Source organism: Thioclava sp. ISO4 (assembly GCF_058105145.1).
In genome coordinates this window covers 3,626,918-3,643,169 of sequence record NZ_CM176571.1, presented here as the reverse complement: position 1 = coordinate 3,643,169, position 16,252 = coordinate 3,626,918, and the positions used below count along the sequence as shown (strand labels likewise).

Sequence of the window (16,252 nt, the reverse complement as noted above, 5' to 3'; positions counted from 1 at the left end):
GCGGGCCTCTTGATGGGGCCCTTCGAGAGATGCCTCAGCTCGAGGCGTGGAAAGATTTGCCGAGGCTGGCAGGCGCGGCCTGCACGCCGTGGCGGTGAATGGCGGACAGGATGACCAGCACCACGATGGTGATGACGTAGGGGGCCATCGAGAGGATATGCACCGGGATCGCGTAGCCTGCGGCCTGCAATTGCAGCTGCAGCGCGGTGATGCCGCCGAAGAGATAAGCGCCCAGCAGCACCCGCCACGGGCGCCAGCTTGCGAAGACCACGATGGCCAGAGCGATCCAGCCCGCGCCTGCGGTCATGCCTTCGGTCCATTGCGGCACGCGCACGAGGCTGAGATAGGCGCCACCCAGACCGGCCAGCGCCCCACCGAAGGCCAGCGCGGCGAAGCGCACGGCGACGACGCGGTATCCCAGCGCGTGGGCGGCGTCATGGCTCTCGCCCACCGCGCGCAGGATCAGGCCGGCGCGGGTGGAGCGCAGCACATACCAGACCACCGCGACGAGGATCAGCGAGAGATAGACGATCCAGTCATGCGAGAACAGGATGCGGCCCAGCAACGGAATATCCGAGAGCGGTCCGAAATCGATCTTGGCGGTCGGCGGGGGGCGCACGCCCTCGTAGCCCTTGCCGATCAGCGCGCTCAGGCCCAGCCCGAACAGCGTCAGCGCAAGGCCCGTCGCGACCTGGTTCGAGAGCAGCTTCTGAGTCAGGAAGGCAAAGAGCGTCGCCAGCAAGGCACCGGCGATCGCGCCCATCAGGAAGCCCAGAACCGGGCTGCCGGTGGCGACGGCGGCGGCGAAGCCTGCAACCGCGCCCATGATCATCATCCCCTCGACGCCGAGGTTGAGCACGCCCGATTTTTCGGCGACCAGTTCGCCGGTCGCGGCCAGCAGGACCGGGGTCGATGCGCCCATCAGCGTCGCCGTCAGGGTGATGATATCGATGCCGCCCACGATCATAGTGCGCCTCCATGTCCCCAGAACAGAACCGGCCCCCAGGCCAGATAGCCGCCGACGAGGCCGACGACGAGTCCGGCCACAGAGGCGTAACGCTCGCGTCCATGCAGGGTGGGGCGGCGGGGCTCTTCGCTGTCGGGCCGCGCGCCGATGCGGTAGATCACCGCCCGCGAGGCTCCCAGCGCCAGCTCGAACACAACCATCATCACCACGCCGATCACGACGAAGGCCCAGAACGCCTGCGCCACCGCAAGCAGATAGTACAGGCCAAGCCCCATGACGACGCCGCCAAGGAAGATGATCAACAGGCGCAGCGAGGGGAGTTTGCGCATCATGCCGCGACCCTCCCGAAACGGATGCGGAAATTGGTCAGCACGTCGAAGGCCAGCAGGAAGAACAGAAGCATCCCCTGGAAGACCTGGATCGCCGCCGAGGGCAGGCCCAGCATCAGCTGCGCCATGTCGCCGCCGATATAGGTCAGCGCCATCAGGAGCCCCGCCAGCAGAATGCCGATCGGATGCAGACGGCCGAGGAAGGCCACGATGATCGCGGTGAAGCCGTAGCCCACGTTGAAACTGTCGGTGATTTGGCCCGAGGGGCCCGAGACCTCGAACATGCCCGCAAGCCCTGCGAACGCGCCGCCCATGCCAAGCCCGAGCATCACCAGCCGCGCCGGGATCACGCCTGCGAAGCGCGCAGCCCGCGGTGCCTCGCCCGCGACACGGACGCGGAAACCGGTGATATGGCGGTGCATCAGCCCATAGGTGAAGATCACCGCGATCAACGCCGCGACGACGCCCCAATGCATCCCCGTGCCTTCGATCAGCTCGTGATTGAAGGCCGAGGGGTAGTCTTGCAGGTTGCGCGAGCCGGGAAAGCCGAAGCCTTCGGGGTTCTTGAGCGGCCCGAAGGCCATATAGGCCAGCAGGTTCTCGGCCACGTAGACCAGCATCAGCGAGACGAGAATTTCCGAGGTGCCGAACAGAACCTTCAGCACCGCCGGGATCATCGCCCAGAGAAACCCGCCAAGCGCGCCCAGCACGATCATCGCCGGGAACAGCCAGTGGCTCTCAGCCGGGTACATCTTCAGCGCCAGCCATGCCGAGAACAGCGCGCCCATGATGTATTGCCCTTCGGCCCCGATATTCCAGATGCCTGCGCGAAAGCCCACGGCGAGCCCGCAGGCGATCAGGATCAGCGGCCCGGCCTTCACCAGAAGCTGGCCGCGGAAATAGCTGGCATTGCCGCCGAAGAGCGGGTCCCAGAAGATCACGCGGATCGCCTCGACCGGGTGTTTGCCCAGTATCGCGAACAGGATTCCGCCCGCTATCATGGTGGCGACCACGGCGAGGAGCGGGGTCGCGTAGGACCAGAATTGCGAAGGGGTGGGGCGCCGGACGAGGGTGATCATACCGCGGCCTCCTGCATCCCGTGCGCACCGCCCAGCATCATGCCGATCTCTTCGATCGTCAGCCCTTGGGTCGGGCGCGAGGCGCTCAGGCGGCCTTCGTTCAGCGCCGAGAAGCGGTCGGAGATTTCCATAAGCTCATCGAGGTCCTGGCTGATCGCGATCACCGCAGCGCCTTTCGCGGCGAGATCGAGGAGCGCCTGCCGGATCGACGCGGCGGCGGCGGCATCGACGCCCCATGTCGGCTGGTTCACCACCAGCACGGCGGGGTTTTGCAGCACCTCGCGGCCGATCACGTATTTCTGCAGGTTCCCGCCCGAGAGCGCGCGGGCCGCGACATGCGAACCCGGCGTGCGCACGTCGAAGGCCTGAATGATCTCATCGGCGAAAGTCTTCGCCGCGCCCTGATCGACGAAGCCGTTGCGGGTCAGCGGTTTGCGCATCGTGCCGGTGAGGATCGCGTTCTCGGTCAGGCTCATCGCGGGGACGGCGGCATGGCCCAGCCGTTCCTCGGGCGCGGCCAGCAGCCCCTTCGCGCGGCGGCCGTTCGGCCCGAGCCCCGAGATATCTTCGCCCATCAGGCTGACCGTGCCGGGGGCGGAGGGGCGCTCGCCCGACAGGGTCGCCAGCAATTCTTCCTGACCATTGCCCGCGACGCCGCCGATGCCCAGCACCTCGCCCGCGCGCAGCTCCAGGCTCAGATCCTTCAGCGAGGGGCCGAACTGCGACAGCGGTGCGAGCGAGAGGCCCGAGACTTTCAGTACCACGTCGCCCAGCTTGCGCTCGGCCCGGTCGGTCACCTTCAGCTCCGCGCCGACCATCAGTTCAGCCAGCTCTCGCGCGGTCTTCTCGCGCGGGTTGCAGCTCGCCACCACCTTGCCCGCGCGCAGGATCGTCGCGCCTTCGCAAAGCGTGCGGATCTCTTCGAGCTTGTGGCTGATATAAAGGATCGCAGTGCCCTCGGCGGAGAGCTTGCGCAGGGTGTGGAACAGGATTTCCACCTCCTGCGGCGTCAGAACCGAGGTCGGCTCGTCCATGATCAGAAGTTTCGGGTCCTGCAGCAGGCAGCGCACGATCTCGACGCGCTGACGCTCGCCCGCGGAGAGGTCGCCCACCAGTCGCGCGGGGTCCAGCGGCAGACCATAAGCGGTGGAAATCTCGCGGATACGCTTGGCAAGCTGGCGCATCGGCGGCGGGTTTTCCATGCCAAGCGCCACGTTCTCGGCGACGTTGAGCGCCTCGAAAAGCGAGAAATGCTGGAACACCATCGCGACGCCTGCCGCGCGTGCGGCGCGCGGATCGGCGGGCGCGAAGGATTGGCCCGCGAAATGCATCGTGCCGGAATCGGGCTTCACCAGCCCGTAGATCATTTTCACCAGCGTCGACTTGCCGGCGCCGTTTTCGCCCAGCAGGGCGTGGACCTCGCCCGGACGCACCGAGAAGCCGACGCCGTCATTGGCCACGACCCCAGGATAGGCTTTTGTCAGCCCGTCGATCTTGAGCAGCTCCGTCACCCGGCGCGTTTCCCTTTCCCCGTTGCCGCCCCCGCGGCATTCAGCTCTTTCACTAGCCCGGTCGCTACCCCAAGGGCAATGGCTTGAGGATGCTTCCCCAAGGTCGGATCGCCTATCGGGCAGGCAATGCGCGAAATTTGTGCATCCGAATGACCAAGCGCGGCGAGGCGCTTGCGGAAGCGGACCCATTTGCTGTCCGACCCGATCAGGCCGAGCCCGCCGAAACCATGGGCGAGTAGCCGGTGGCAAAGCTCCAGATCGAGAGAATGTGAATAGGTCAGCACGAAGTGGCGGGCATCGGTGGGCGCGAGGGTGACCAGATCGGCCGGGTTCTCGGCGATCAGTGGCGTGACGCCTTCGGGGATTGCGTCGGGAAACCGCTCCGCCCCGCTATCGGCCCAGGATAGGGCGAGGCCGGGCAGGGGGCTCAGCGCCCCGAGCAGCGCGCGCCCGACATGGCCTGCGCCCCAGATCCAGATCGGGCTGGGCGGCGGCGCGACGCGTTCGATCAGCCAGGTGTCGACCAGAAGCGGCGGTGTCTCGCCGCGATCGCGGGCGCGGGCCAGCGCGCGGGTGACGGCGAGCGGCTCGGGCGTGCCCGGGGTCAGAGGGCGTGCGTGCCAGTCGCCCGTGATCTGCGCGACGGTGGTCCGGTCCATCCGCTCGTAGCCCAGCACCACGGCCCCGCCGCAGCACTGGTTCATCGCCGGGCCCAGCGGGATTTTCTCGATCCCCGTCAGCCCGCCCCGCGCCTTCGCTATGGCGGAGAATTCCAGCGCGCCGCCGCCGATCGTGCCCTCGACATGATCCGCCCAGACCAGCATCTCCGCCCCGTCTTCGCGCGGGGTGGAGCCTTGGGCCCGCGCGACCACGACGCGGGTGAACGGTCCGCGGTCTGCCGCGCGGGCGAGGGCTGCGGGATCGAGGCTCATGCGTTCCCCCTTGCCCGGTGCACGGCAGCCAGAACCGCCTCGGGCGTGGCGGGCGCTTGCAGATCGGGCCAGTGGGGGCCGCAAGATTTGCACGCGTCCTGCAGCGCAAGGAAGGCCGAAATCGCCAGCATGAAAGGCGGCTCGCCCACCGCCTTGGAGCGATAGATCGTGTCCTCCCGGTTCGGCTCGTCCCAGAGCGCGACGTTGAAGACGCGCGGGCGGTCCGAGCAGGCGGGGATCTTGTAGGTCGAAGGCGCATGGGTGCGCAGACGCCCCTTGTCGTCCCAGACCAGTTCCTCGGTCGTCAGCCAGCCCGCGCCCTGCACGTAGCCGCCCTCGATCTGCCCGATGTCGATGACCGGGTTCAGCGAAGTGCCTGCATCATGCAGGATGTCGGTGCGCAGGATGCGGTTCTCTCCGGTCAGCGTGTCGATCACCACCTCGGTCACTGCCGCGCCATAGGCGAAGTAGAAGAACGGGCGGCCCTGACCCTTGATCCGGTCCCAGCTGATTTTCGGCGTGGCATAGAAGCCGGTCGAGGAGAGCGACACCCGCGCCTCATAGGCGAGCTTCACAAGTTTCGCGAAGGGCAGGGCGTGATCGCCCGCGCGCACCTCGCCATCGGCAAACGTCACGTCTTCCACCGCCGCGCCCGCGCTTTCGGCCATGAAATCCGCCAGCCGCGCCTTGATTGTCTCGCAGGCGGCCTTCACCGCCATGCCGTTCAAATCGGCCCCGGAGGAGGCCGCCGTGGCGGATGTATTGGGCACCTTGTCGGTGGCCGTCGCGGTGATGCGCACATCCTCATCCGTCACGCCGAAGACCGAGGCCGCGACCTGACAGACCTTGCGGTGCAGGCCCTGACCCATCTCGGTCCCGCCGTGGTTCAGCTGGATCGAGCCGTCGGCATAGACATGCACCAGCGCTCCCGCCTGGTTCAGCTGGGTCAGCGTGAAGGAGATGCCGAACTTCACCGGCGTCAGCGAGATGCCGCGCTTAAGGGTCGTATTGGCGGCGTTCCACTCGGCCACGCGGGCCTTGCGGGCCGCGAACTCGGCGGATTGCTCCAATCGCTCGGTGATCTCGGGCAGGATGAAATCCTCGACCGGCTGACCGTAATGCGTGCTCTGCCCGCCCTCGGGGTCGTAGTAGTTGCGCTTGCGCAGATCGAGCGGGTCGAGCCCCATCACATGGGCGAGGTGATCGAGCGCCGCTTCCGTGCCGATCATGCCCTGCGGCCCGCCGAAACCCCGGAAGGCCGTCGCGCTTTGGGTATTGGTGCGCAGCCGGTGGCTCTCGATCTTCACATTCGGCAGGTAGTAAGAGCTGTCGGTATGCAGCATCGCGCGGTCGCAGACCGGCAGGCTCAGGTCGGGCGACCAGCCGCAGCGGGCGAGATGGGTGAACTCGGCCGCGACGATCTTACCCTCGGCATCCGCGCCGAGGCGGTATTTGATCCGGAAATCATGGCGCTTGCCGGTGATGACCATGTCGTCGTCGCGGTCATAGCGCATCTTGCAGGGCCGCCCGGTGGCACGCGCGACCACGGCGCAGGCGATGGCGAGCGCGTTGCCCTGGCTCTCCTTGCCGCCGAAGCCGCCGCCCATCCGGCGCATCTCGACGCGGACGTCATGCATCGCGCAGCCCAACGCATCGGCCACCTTGTGCTGGACCTCGGAAGGGTGCTGCGAGGAGCATCGGATCACCATCCCCTGATCGTCGGGCAGCGCGAGGGCTGCCTGACCTTCGAGGTAGAAATGCTCCTGCCCGCCCATGTCGAAACTGCCTTCGACGATATGCTCGGCCTGCGCGAAGCCTTCGCCGGTATCGCCGCGCGCCCAGGTGACCGGGCCGCCTTCGAAATGGCTGTTCGCGCTGAGCGCCTCATCGACCGTCAGGATCGCGGGGCGGGGCGTGTAATCGACCTTCGCCAGCCGCGCCGCCTTGCGCGCGGCAAGATGGCTGGTTGCTGCGACCACGAAGATCGGCTGGCCGACGAAATGCACGAGACCTTCGGCCAGAACCGGTTCGGGCTCGGGCGCGGGCGAGGCATTGTTGGCGAACGGCATCTCCTCGGCGGTGAGCACCGCGACGACACCGGGCGCTGCGCGCACCGCGCTCAGATCGAGCGCTTTGATCTCGGCATGGGCCTCGGTCGAGAGGCCGAAAGCCAGATGCAACGTGTTGCCGGGGCAGGGGATGTCATCGACGTAGCGCGCCGCGCCGGTGACGTGCAGCTGCGCGGAATCGTGGGGTTTCTTCGTGCCGACGCTCATGGTTGCACCTCCAGAATGGAGAGGGCGCCTTGGGCATTGCGGACGTATCGGATCAGCATCGCCTTGGCCGCCTCCATCCGGTAGGCGTCCGAAGCGCGCATGTCGGTGAGCGGCGTGAAGTCGTGCTCCAATGCCGGCAGCGCGGCCGTGATCGCCTTTTCGGTGAAGGGCTGACCTTTCAGCGCGCCCTCCAGTGCCGCGGCGCGTTTCGGGATACCCGCCATGCCGCCGAAGGCGATGCGCGGAGCGCCGATCTTGTCGCCGTCGCGCGGGATATTTAGCGCGCCACAGACGGCGGAAATGTCCTGATCGAAGCGTTTCGACAGTTTGTAACAAGCCAGATCGGGCGCGGATTTCGGGAAGCTGACGCTTTCGACGAATTCGCCGGGCGCGCGGTCCTGTTTGCCGTAATCGAGGAAGAAGCTCTCCAGCGGGATCGTGCGGCGCGCCTCTCCCTTGCGCAGCGTCAGCTCCGCGCCCATCGCGATCAGCACGGGCGGGCTGTCGCCGATGGGCGAGCCGTTCGCGATATTGCCGCCGAGGGTCGCCGCCTGACGCACCTGTTCGGAGGCGAAACGGCGGAGCAATTCGGCAAAGCTCGGGAGCGTGTCGCGGATCGCCTCGCGCAACGCGGCCAAGGTGACGCCCGCGCCGACGATGTAGCGGTCGTCGGTTTCCTCGATACTCTGCAGGTCCGTGCAGTTGTTGAGGAAGGCGACCTCTTTCAACTCGCGCAGCTGTTTCGTGACCCAGAGACCGACATCGGTCGCGCCCGCGATCAGCGTGGCGTCGGGATGGGCGAGATACCACGCCGCCAGCGCGTCCGCGCTGCCCGGCAGGAAGACGTGATCGGCCATAGGCGCGACATCTGCGAGATCAGGAACCGTGTCGTTCATCCATGCGGGCACGGCCTCGTCCTGCGCGGCCTCGGCGGCGCGGATGATCGGCGCGTAGCCGGTGCAGCGGCAAAGGTTGCCCGCCAGCAGATCGTCGTGATCGCGGCGCCCATTGAGATGCCCCGCCGCCATGGTGGCGATGAAACCGGGCGTGCAGAAGCCGCATTGCGAGCCGTGATGATCGACCATCGCCTGCTGGACCGGGTGCAGCTCGCCCTTCGGCCCGGCGACGCCCTCGACGGTGCGCAGCGCGCGACCGTGCAGATGGGGCATCATCATCAGGCAGGCGTTGAGCGGTTTGGCGCCCTCCGCATCGGTCACGATGACCGAGCAGGCCCCGCAATCGCCCTCGTTGCAGCCCTCCTTGGTGCCGGTCAGCCCCTCGGCGCGCAGCCAGTCGAGCACAGATTGCGTCGGATCGGTAAGTGCCACCGTCCGGGTTTCTCCATTGAGAAGAAACGTGATCTCCATACGAAAAATCCGCCGCCTTACCAGTCGTCCCTGCGGTCCCCCTCGATGCGGCGTAGAACGGGACCGGCCCAGCAAAGCCGATGCAGACAGGCTTTGGCAAGGGATTCGCGGCGGTGCGTTGCCCGAAACTTGATCCGGTGATCAAGAATTGGGCGCCAAGCTGCGCCGTGTGGTCGAGCGCGAAGCGTCGGGAGGACGCGGCGAGAGGCTGGCGCGGGGCGCTGCTACCCGCTAAATCTGGTGGCATGACCAGCCCCCGATTCATTCATCTGCGCGTCCATACCGAGTATTCGCTGCTCGAAGGCGCTGTGCCCGCCAAGAAACTCGTGAAGATGTGCGAGTCGGCGAAGATGCCCGCCGTCGCCGTGACCGACACGAACAACATGTTCGCGGCGCTCGAGTTTTCCGTGACCGCGACGGGGGCGGGGCTGCAGCCGATCGTCGGCTGTCAGGTCTCGCTGGAATTCGATCCGGCCAAGCCGGGCGAGCGTCCGCGCCTGCCCGCGCCGATCGTTCTGCTGGCCCAGACCGAGCGCGGCTACGAGAACCTGATGAAGCTGAACTCGTGCCTCTATCTCGACAAGCACGGGGCGCTGATTCAGGTCACGCTGGAAGAGCTGGAGCGGTATTCCGAAGGGCTGATCTGTCTTTCGGGCGGTCCCGACGGTCCCGTCGGGCGGCTGATCCGGAACGGCGCGAAGGACCGCGCCAAGGCGCTGCTGCAACAGCTGGCCAGGATATACCCGAACCGCCTCTATGTCGAGTTGCAGCGCCACCCGGGCGAGGGCGGCACGCTGACCGAGGCCGAGATCGCGACCGAGCGGCCCTTCGTCGAATGGGCCTATGAGCTGGGCCTGCCGCTGGTCGCCACGAACGACGTCTACTTCCCGAAGCCCGCGATCTATGAGGCCCATGACGCGATGATCTGTATCGCGGAAGGCGCCTACGTCGACCAGATCGAACCGCGCCGGCGTCTGACCCCGCAGCACTATTTCAAATCCGAAGGCGAGATGGTCGCGCTTTTCGCCGATCTGCCCGAAGCGGTGGAGAACACCGTCGAGATCGCGAAACGCTGCGCCTTCTCGACCTATAAGCGCGCGCCGATCCTTCCGAAATTCGCAGATGACGAGGTGGTGGAACTGCGGCGTCAGGCCTGGGACGGGTTGCGCAACCGCCTTGACGTGATCCCGCATGCAGCACCGGTCGAGGATTACGAGAAACGCCTGCAATTCGAGCTCGACATCATCGAGCAGATGGGGTTCCCGGGCTACTTCCTGATCGTTGCCGACTTCATCAAATGGGCCAAGGATCACGACATTCCGGTCGGGCCGGGGCGGGGCTCGGGCGCGGGCTCGCTCGTGGCTTACGCGCTGACCATCACCGACCTTGATCCGCTGCGCTATTCGCTGCTGTTCGAACGCTTCCTCAACCCCGAACGTGTCTCGATGCCGGACTTCGACATCGACTTCTGCATGGATCGCCGCGAGGAGGTGATCCAATACGTTCAGAACAAATACGGGCGCGAGAAGGTGGGCCAGATCATCACCTTCGGTGCGCTTCTGTCCAAGGCCGCCGTGCGCGACGTGGGGCGCGTGCTTCAGATGTCCTACGGGCAGGTCGACAAGCTGTCGAAGCTGATCCCGGTCGAAGGTGTGAAGCCCGTCAGCATCGAGAAGGCGCTGGCCGACGAGCCGCGCCTGCGCGAAGCGGCCCGCAACGAAGAGGTCGTGGCGCGGCTTCTAGATTACGCGAAAGCCATCGAAGGGCTGCTGCGCAACGCCTCGACCCACGCGGCAGGCGTCGTGATCGGGGACCGTCCGATCGACGAGCTGGTGCCGCTCTATCAGGATCCGCGCTCGGACATGCCCGCGACCCAGTTCAACATGAAATGGGTCGAGCAGGCGGGTCTGGTGAAGTTCGACTTCCTCGGCCTGAAGACGCTGACGGTGATCCGCTCGGCGATGGAACTGATTTTCAAATCCGGCCGTCCGCTGCATGTCGATGCCGCAGGCAACCAGCTTTACGAGCCTGCCGAGGGCGCGGAGAACCATATCAACGCGATCCCGCTGGATGACGAGAAGACCTACAAGCTCTACGCCGATGCGAAGACGGTCGCGGTGTTCCAGGTGGAATCGGAGGGCATGAAATCGGCGCTGCGCCAGATGAAGCCCACCTGTATCGAGGATATCGTGGCACTGGTGGCGCTCTATCGTCCGGGGCCCATGGAGAACATCCCGACCTATTGCGAGGTGAAGAACGGGCTCAAGAAGATCACCTCGGTCCACCCGACCATCGACCATATCCTCGAAGAGACACAGGGCATCATCGTCTATCAGGAGCAGGTGATGCAGATCGCGCAGGTCATGGGGGGCTACTCGCTTGGCGGCGCAGACCTTCTCCGCCGCGCGATGGGTAAGAAGATCAAGGAGGCGATGGACGCCGAGCGCCCGAAATTCGAGGCGGGCGCGGCCAAGAACGGGGTCGACAAGAAGAAGGCCTCCGAGGTGTTCGACCTTCTGGAGAAATTCGCGAACTACGGCTTCAACAAATCCCACGCGGCGGCCTATGCGGTGGTGTCCTATTACACCGGCTGGCTGAAGGCGAACCACGCGGTCGAGTTCATGGGCGGCGTGATGAATTGCGATATTCATCTGACCGACAAGCTCGCGATCTATGCCGACGAGGTGCAGAAGAAGCTCGGGATCGAGATCATTCCGCCCTGCGTGAACCGCTCGCTTTCGACCTTCGACGTGGTCGATCAGAAGCTGGTCTATGCGCTGGGCGCGCTGAAGAATGTGGGCGTGGACGCGATGCAGATGATCGTGACCGCGCGCGGCGACGAGCCGTTCAAGGACCTCTTTGATTTCGCGCGGCGCGTCGACATGAAACGCGTGGGCAAGCGCCCGCTGGAAATGCTGGCGCGGGCCGGGGCCTTCGATCTTCTGGATCCGAACCGCAAGCGCGTCTTCGAGTCGCTTGAATCGCTGATGGCGTGGTCGGGCGCGGTGATCGAGGCGCGCGAGTCGGCGCAGGTATCGCTGTTCGGCGAGGCGGGCGACGATCTGCCGCCGCCGCGTCTGGCCGATACCGACGACTGGCTGCCGGGCGAGCGTCTGGCCGAAGAACACAAGGCCATCGGCTTCTACCTCTCGGGCCACCCGATCGAGGATTACCTGCCCGCGCTCAAGCGCAAGAAGGTGCTGAGCTGGGAAGAGGTGCAGCAAAAGGCCGTGGGCGGTCCTTTCGTGACCAAGATCGCGGGCGAGGTCGCCTCGGTGCGCGAGAAGAAATCCGCCAAGGGCAACCGCTTCGCCTTCGTGGCACTCTCGGACGCGTCGGGGCCTTATGAGGTCGCCTTCTGGTCGGAAGCGCTGGAAGCCTGTCGCGACGTGCTCGAGACCGGCAATCTTCTGGTGCTGACCGTGAAGGTCGAGGTGGACGGCGAGTCGGTGCGTATGGTCGCCACCTCCGCCCAAACCGTAGAGAAGGCGACGGCCGATGCGGGTTCGTCCGGGCTTCTGGTGCATATCGACAACAATGATGCGGTCGCCTCGGTCGCGAGCCTCGTCGAGCGCGTCGCCCGCGAAGGGAAGGTGCATTCGCGCGGTCCGATCAGCTTCATGGTCTACGACACCGAGCGCGGCTGCCGCTACCAGATCACCGCGATGCGCGAGGCGCCGGTCAATGCTCAGGTGAAAGGCGCGCTGCGCTCCTTGCGCGGGGTGAGTGAGGTCGAAGAGGTCTGAGCCTCACAGGCTGCGCGCCACCCATGCCAGCCGCAGCGCGATCGCGGCGGCGAGGGCGGTGGCGAACTCGCCCCAGCGCAGTAGTGCCAAGCCGCGCAACAGGTCGCGCTCGTTCACCGCATCGCGTACCGCGCCCGAGATCATGCCCATCTCCAGCCACGCCGCCGCGCCCAGCACGGCAGTCGCCAGAAAACTCAACGAGATCAGAAGCATGGTCTGCCGATGCGCGCGCGTGCGCCAGATCAGCGCGCTCATCAGCGGCACGGTGAAGAATACCTGCATCGCGAGGATGCCGCTGCCCTGCCACAGCTCGAACCGGTCGATCGTCGAACGAAGGTCGATGCCCGGGGGCCAGATCAGCAAAGCGGAGTAGATGAGCAGCTGAGCGCTCACGAAAACCCCGTTCAGCCCCCAGAGCGCCGCATCCATTACCAGTGCGGCGGTTTCTGGTCGGCCAGAGGGATCGTGCTGCCGCTGTCATATTCGCGCTCGGCCTCGCGCTCCATCAGCAGGCCCAAATGGCGCTCCAGCCGTTCGATCTGACGGGCCTGCGCGGCCGCGACATCGGACAGCTCGTCCACCGTTTGCGTCAGATAGGCGATCTGTTCTTCCGCCCGTTCCAGCCGTTCCTGCATCTGCCGTTCCTATTGCTTGCCGGGGCCAGCCCCTTGGGCTACACCCTCGCGCGAGATAAGATCAGGTGCAAGCCGATGGCGAAACAGAAAAAGCAGCCCCGTCCCAAGGCAGAGGCCCCGAAGGGCTTCCGCGATTATTTCGGGACGGAGGTGACCGAGCGGGCCGATATGCTGGCGAAGATCGCAGAGGTCTATCGCACGCATGGCTTCGAGGCGCTGGAAACCTCGGCCATCGAGACGGTCGAGGCACTGGGCAAATACCTCCCCGATGTGGACCGCCCGAACGCGGGCGTCTTCGCGTGGCAGGAGGAAGATGACGGCAAGTGGCTGGCGCTGCGCTACGACATGACGGCGCCGCTGGCCCGCGTCGCTGCGCAATATCGCAACGACCTGCCGACGCCCTATCGTCGCTTCACGATGGGCCCCGTCTGGCGCAACGAAAAGCCCGGTCCGGGCCGGTTCCGCCAGTTCTATCAATGCGATGCCGATACCGTGGGCGCGCCCTCGGTTGCCGCCGATGCCGAGATCTGCGGCATGCTTTCGGACGCGCTGGAGGCGGTCGGCATTCCGCGCGGCGATTACGTCGTGCGGGTGAATAATCGCAAGGTTCTGAACGGCGTGATGGAAGTCGCGGGCGTTCTGGACCCGTCAGAACCGGCCAAGTTCGAGGAAGAGCGCGGCATCGTCCTGCGCGCCATCGACAAGTTCGACAAGTTCGGCGAGGAGGGCGTGCGCCTTCTGATGGGCGAGGGGCGTCTGGACGACTCCGGCGACTTCACCAAGGGCGCGGGGCTGTCCGAGGCACAGGCCGATACGGTCATGGGCTTCATGGAGGCCAAGCGCGAAGACAACGCCGCCACCGTCGCGCGACTGCGCGAACTGGTCGAAGGCTCGGCGCTCGGCGCGGAAGGCGTGGACGAACTGGAACAGATCGCCTCGCTTCTCGACGCGCAGGGCTACGGCCCCGACCGCATCGTGATCGACCCCTCGGTCGTGCGGGGCTTGGGCTATTACACCGGCCCGGTTTTCGAGGCCGAGCTGACCTTCGAGATCACCGACGACAAGGGCCGACCGCGCCAATTCGGTTCGGTCGCAGGCGGCGGGCGCTACGACGATCTCGTCAAGCGCTTCACCGGTCAGGTCGTTCCGGCCACCGGCGTCTCCATCGGCGTCGACCGCCTTCTCGCTGCGCTGCGCGCCAAGGGCCGCATCGGCGGCTCCGCGCAGGGCCCGGTCGTCGTGACCGTGATGGATCGCGATCGGATGGCCGAATATATGGCGCTCGCCTCCACGCTGCGCGGGGCAGGGCTGCGCGCCGAGGTCTATCTGGGCAACCCGAAGAACTTCGGCAACCAGTTGAAATACGCAGATAAACGCGAAAGCCCCGTGGCGATCATCCAAGGCTCGGACGAGGCCGAGCGTGGCGTCGTCCAGATCAAGGACCTGATCCTCGGCGCAAAGATCGCGCAGGACGCGACGGTTGAAGAATGGAAATCCCAACCGGCGCAATTCGAGGTGCCGACCGGGGAAATGGTCGCAAAAGTGCAAGAAATCCTTGCACGCTACGAGGCCAAGTGATGGCGGACAAGGCGCAAGCGCGGGCGCAGGCAAGCCGCCTGCTGGAGCATTTCCTCAAAGCGGGGGCGGTCGAGGTCACGCCCGACATCCTGCAACCCGCCGAGGCGCTTCTCGACCTTTACGGCGAGGATATCCGCGCCCGCGCCTATGTCACCGCCGACCCGCTGCGCGGCGAGATGATGCTGCGCCCGGATTTCACCGTGCCGGTCGTGCAGGAGCATATGGCCAATGGCGCCGAGCCTGCGCGCTACGCCTATGCGGGCGAGGTCTTCCGCCGTCAGGATCATCGCGGCGCCGCGCGCGCCAATGAATATTTTCAGGCCGGGTTCGAAATCTTCGACCGCGCCGATCCCGAAGCCGCAGATGCCGAGGTTTTCGCGCTGTTCGCGGGGCTTCTCGCCAAATTGACCCTGTCCGCCACGATCGGCGATATGGGCCTGCTGCGCGCCGCCGTCGACGGGCTTGACACGCTGCCCGAACGCAAAGCCGCGCTCGCCCGTCACATCTGGCGTCCCAAGCGCTTCCAGCATCTGCTCGCGCGCTATTCGGGGCAGGTCGAGGTGCCGAAAGCCCGTGCCGATCTGCTGACGGGCCAGCGCTCCGGCGCGCCGTGGATCGGGCTGCGCTCGCGCGAGGAGATGGAGGCGCGGATCGCCACGCTCGCCGCCGATGCCGCCGCTGCGCCGATCCCGACCGATGCGGTCGCCGCGATGGGCAAGCTGGCTGAGCTGCGCTGTGCTGCGGATCAGGCGCCTGCCGCCCTGCGCGCGTTGAACATCGCTGCCATCGAACCCGCCATCGCGCGGCTCGAAAAGCGCCTCGACGCGCTCGCCACGCGCGGCATCGACCTCGCCGCGATCACCTTCGACGCGAGCCATGGCCGCTCGACGATGGAATATTACGACGGCTTCGTCTTCACCTTCACCGCCACCGATCCGGCGCTGCCGCCGGTCGCCTCCGGCGGGCGCTACGACGCGCTGACCCGGCAACTGGGGCAGGGGCGCGAAATCCCCGCCGTGGGCGGCGTGATCCGTGCTGGGCTGATGGCCGATCTGGAGGCGCAAGCATGAGCGAGGCCATGATCAAACTCGGTGTGCCCTCCAAAGGGCGTCTGATGGAGAAGACCTTCGACTGGTTTGCGCAAGCGGGCATCACGCTTAAACGCACCGGGTCGGAGCGCGAATATGCCGGCGCGGTCGAAGGGGCCGAGGGCGTGCAGCTCGTGCTGCTGTCGGCCGGAGAAATCCCGCGCGAACTGGCGGCGGGGCGTATCCATCTGGGCGTCACCGGCTCCGATCTCGTGCGCGAGAAGCTCGCCGATTGGGAAAGCCAGGTCGCCGATCTCGCGCCGATGGGCTTCGGCCATGCCGATCTGATCATCGCGGTGCCGGCCTGCTGGTCGGATGTGGATAGCCTCGAAGACCTCGACGCGGCTGCCCACCGTTTCCGCGCCACCCACGGCTTCCGCTTGCGGATCGCCACGAAATACCATCGGCTGGTGCGCGAGTTCCTGACCCGCGAAGGCGTGGCCGATTGGCAGCTCGTCGACAGTCAGGGCGCGACCGAGGGGACGATCGCGAACCTCACTGCCGAGGCCGTGGCCGACATCACCTCGAGCGGCGAGACGCTGCGCGCGAACCACCTGAAGATCCTCTCGGACGGGCTGATCCACCAGTCTCAGGCGACGCTGTTCGCGTCGCGCGCCGCCGATTGGTCGGGGCAGGAAAGCCGCATTGCGGGTCTCGCGCAGCAGCTCGGACTGCCCGCGCCAACGCTCTGATCTTCCTCTTGGTCGAAATATCCCACGGGGGTCCGGGGGTGTGAAACCCCCG

Annotated in this window: 13 protein-coding genes; 4 read left to right on the top strand and 9 right to left on the bottom strand. The window is 66.2% G+C overall.

The window, feature by feature from the left end; genetic code table 11:
* Positions 1–34 precede the first annotated feature (34 nt).
* The 7 genes from AC2TZ7_RS17770 to xdhA are packed head-to-tail and all read right to left on the bottom strand — an operon-like array spanning position 35 to position 8,461.
* On the bottom strand, positions 35–967 hold the full coding sequence (locus tag AC2TZ7_RS17770; RefSeq protein WP_489865218.1) for an ABC transporter permease: 933 nt from the start codon (positions 965–967) through the stop codon (positions 35–37).
* Positions 964–1,299, bottom strand: coding sequence for a hypothetical protein (locus AC2TZ7_RS17765; protein WP_078604629.1), 336 nt, complete (start codon positions 1,297–1,299; stop codon positions 964–966). Before AC2TZ7_RS17765 ends, AC2TZ7_RS17770 begins: the two co-directional genes overlap by 4 nt.
* Complete coding sequence (locus AC2TZ7_RS17760) at positions 1,296–2,375, bottom strand: ABC transporter permease (RefSeq protein WP_489865217.1); 1,080 nt, start codon at positions 2,373–2,375, stop codon at positions 1,296–1,298. Before AC2TZ7_RS17760 ends, AC2TZ7_RS17765 begins: the two co-directional genes overlap by 4 nt.
* A complete protein-coding gene (locus tag AC2TZ7_RS17755) occupies positions 2,372–3,886 on the bottom strand; it encodes an ABC transporter ATP-binding protein (protein WP_078541953.1) in 1,515 nt (504 codons plus the stop codon). The genes AC2TZ7_RS17760 and AC2TZ7_RS17755 overlap by 4 nt, the downstream gene beginning before the upstream one ends.
* Positions 3,883–4,818 (bottom strand): xanthine dehydrogenase accessory protein XdhC, encoded by a 936-nt coding sequence (gene xdhC, locus AC2TZ7_RS17750; RefSeq protein WP_489865216.1) that lies wholly within the window; start codon positions 4,816–4,818, stop codon positions 3,883–3,885. Before xdhC ends, AC2TZ7_RS17755 begins: the two co-directional genes overlap by 4 nt.
* A complete protein-coding gene (gene xdhB / locus AC2TZ7_RS17745) occupies positions 4,815–7,094 on the bottom strand; it encodes a xanthine dehydrogenase molybdopterin binding subunit (RefSeq protein WP_489865215.1) in 2,280 nt (759 codons plus the stop codon). Before xdhB ends, xdhC begins: the two co-directional genes overlap by 4 nt.
* On the bottom strand, positions 7,091–8,461 hold the full coding sequence (xdhA, locus tag AC2TZ7_RS17740; protein WP_489865214.1) for a xanthine dehydrogenase small subunit: 1,371 nt from the start codon (positions 8,459–8,461) through the stop codon (positions 7,091–7,093). The genes xdhB and xdhA overlap by 4 nt, the downstream gene beginning before the upstream one ends.
* Positions 8,462–8,706: 245 nt before the next feature.
* Here xdhA and dnaE point away from each other — a divergent pair, with 245 nt between their 5' ends.
* Positions 8,707–12,207, top strand: a complete 3,501-nt coding sequence (dnaE, locus tag AC2TZ7_RS17735) for a DNA polymerase III subunit alpha (RefSeq protein WP_489865213.1) — start codon at positions 8,707–8,709, stop codon at positions 12,205–12,207.
* Positions 12,208–12,210: 3 nt separating this feature from the next.
* On the opposite strand, the gene AC2TZ7_RS17730 is transcribed toward dnaE, so the two are convergent.
* Positions 12,211–12,600 carry a hypothetical protein gene (locus tag AC2TZ7_RS17730; RefSeq protein WP_489865212.1) on the bottom strand — a complete coding sequence of 130 codons (390 nt, stop codon included), beginning with the start codon at positions 12,598–12,600 and terminating at the stop codon, positions 12,211–12,213.
* 35 nt (positions 12,601–12,635) lie between these two features.
* Positions 12,636–12,842, bottom strand: a complete 207-nt coding sequence (locus AC2TZ7_RS17725) for a SlyX family protein (protein ID WP_098411772.1) — start codon at positions 12,840–12,842, stop codon at positions 12,636–12,638.
* A 75-nt stretch (positions 12,843–12,917) separates the two neighbouring features.
* On the opposite strand from AC2TZ7_RS17725, the gene hisS reads away from it, so the two are divergent.
* Genes hisS through hisG form a run of 3 tightly spaced genes read left to right on the top strand, consistent with a single transcriptional unit; the run spans position 12,918 to position 16,200 of the window.
* Positions 12,918–14,420: a histidine--tRNA ligase gene (hisS, locus tag AC2TZ7_RS17720; protein ID WP_489865211.1), complete on the top strand. Its 1,503-nt coding sequence runs from the start codon at positions 12,918–12,920 to the stop codon at positions 14,418–14,420.
* Positions 14,420–15,490, top strand: a complete 1,071-nt coding sequence (locus AC2TZ7_RS17715) for an ATP phosphoribosyltransferase regulatory subunit (protein WP_489865210.1) — start codon at positions 14,420–14,422, stop codon at positions 15,488–15,490. The genes hisS and AC2TZ7_RS17715 overlap by 1 nt, the downstream gene beginning before the upstream one ends.
* Positions 15,487–16,200, top strand: coding sequence for an ATP phosphoribosyltransferase (gene hisG / locus AC2TZ7_RS17710; protein WP_489865209.1), 714 nt, complete (start codon positions 15,487–15,489; stop codon positions 16,198–16,200). The genes AC2TZ7_RS17715 and hisG overlap by 4 nt, the downstream gene beginning before the upstream one ends.
* The last annotated feature ends 52 nt before the right edge of the window (positions 16,201–16,252 follow it).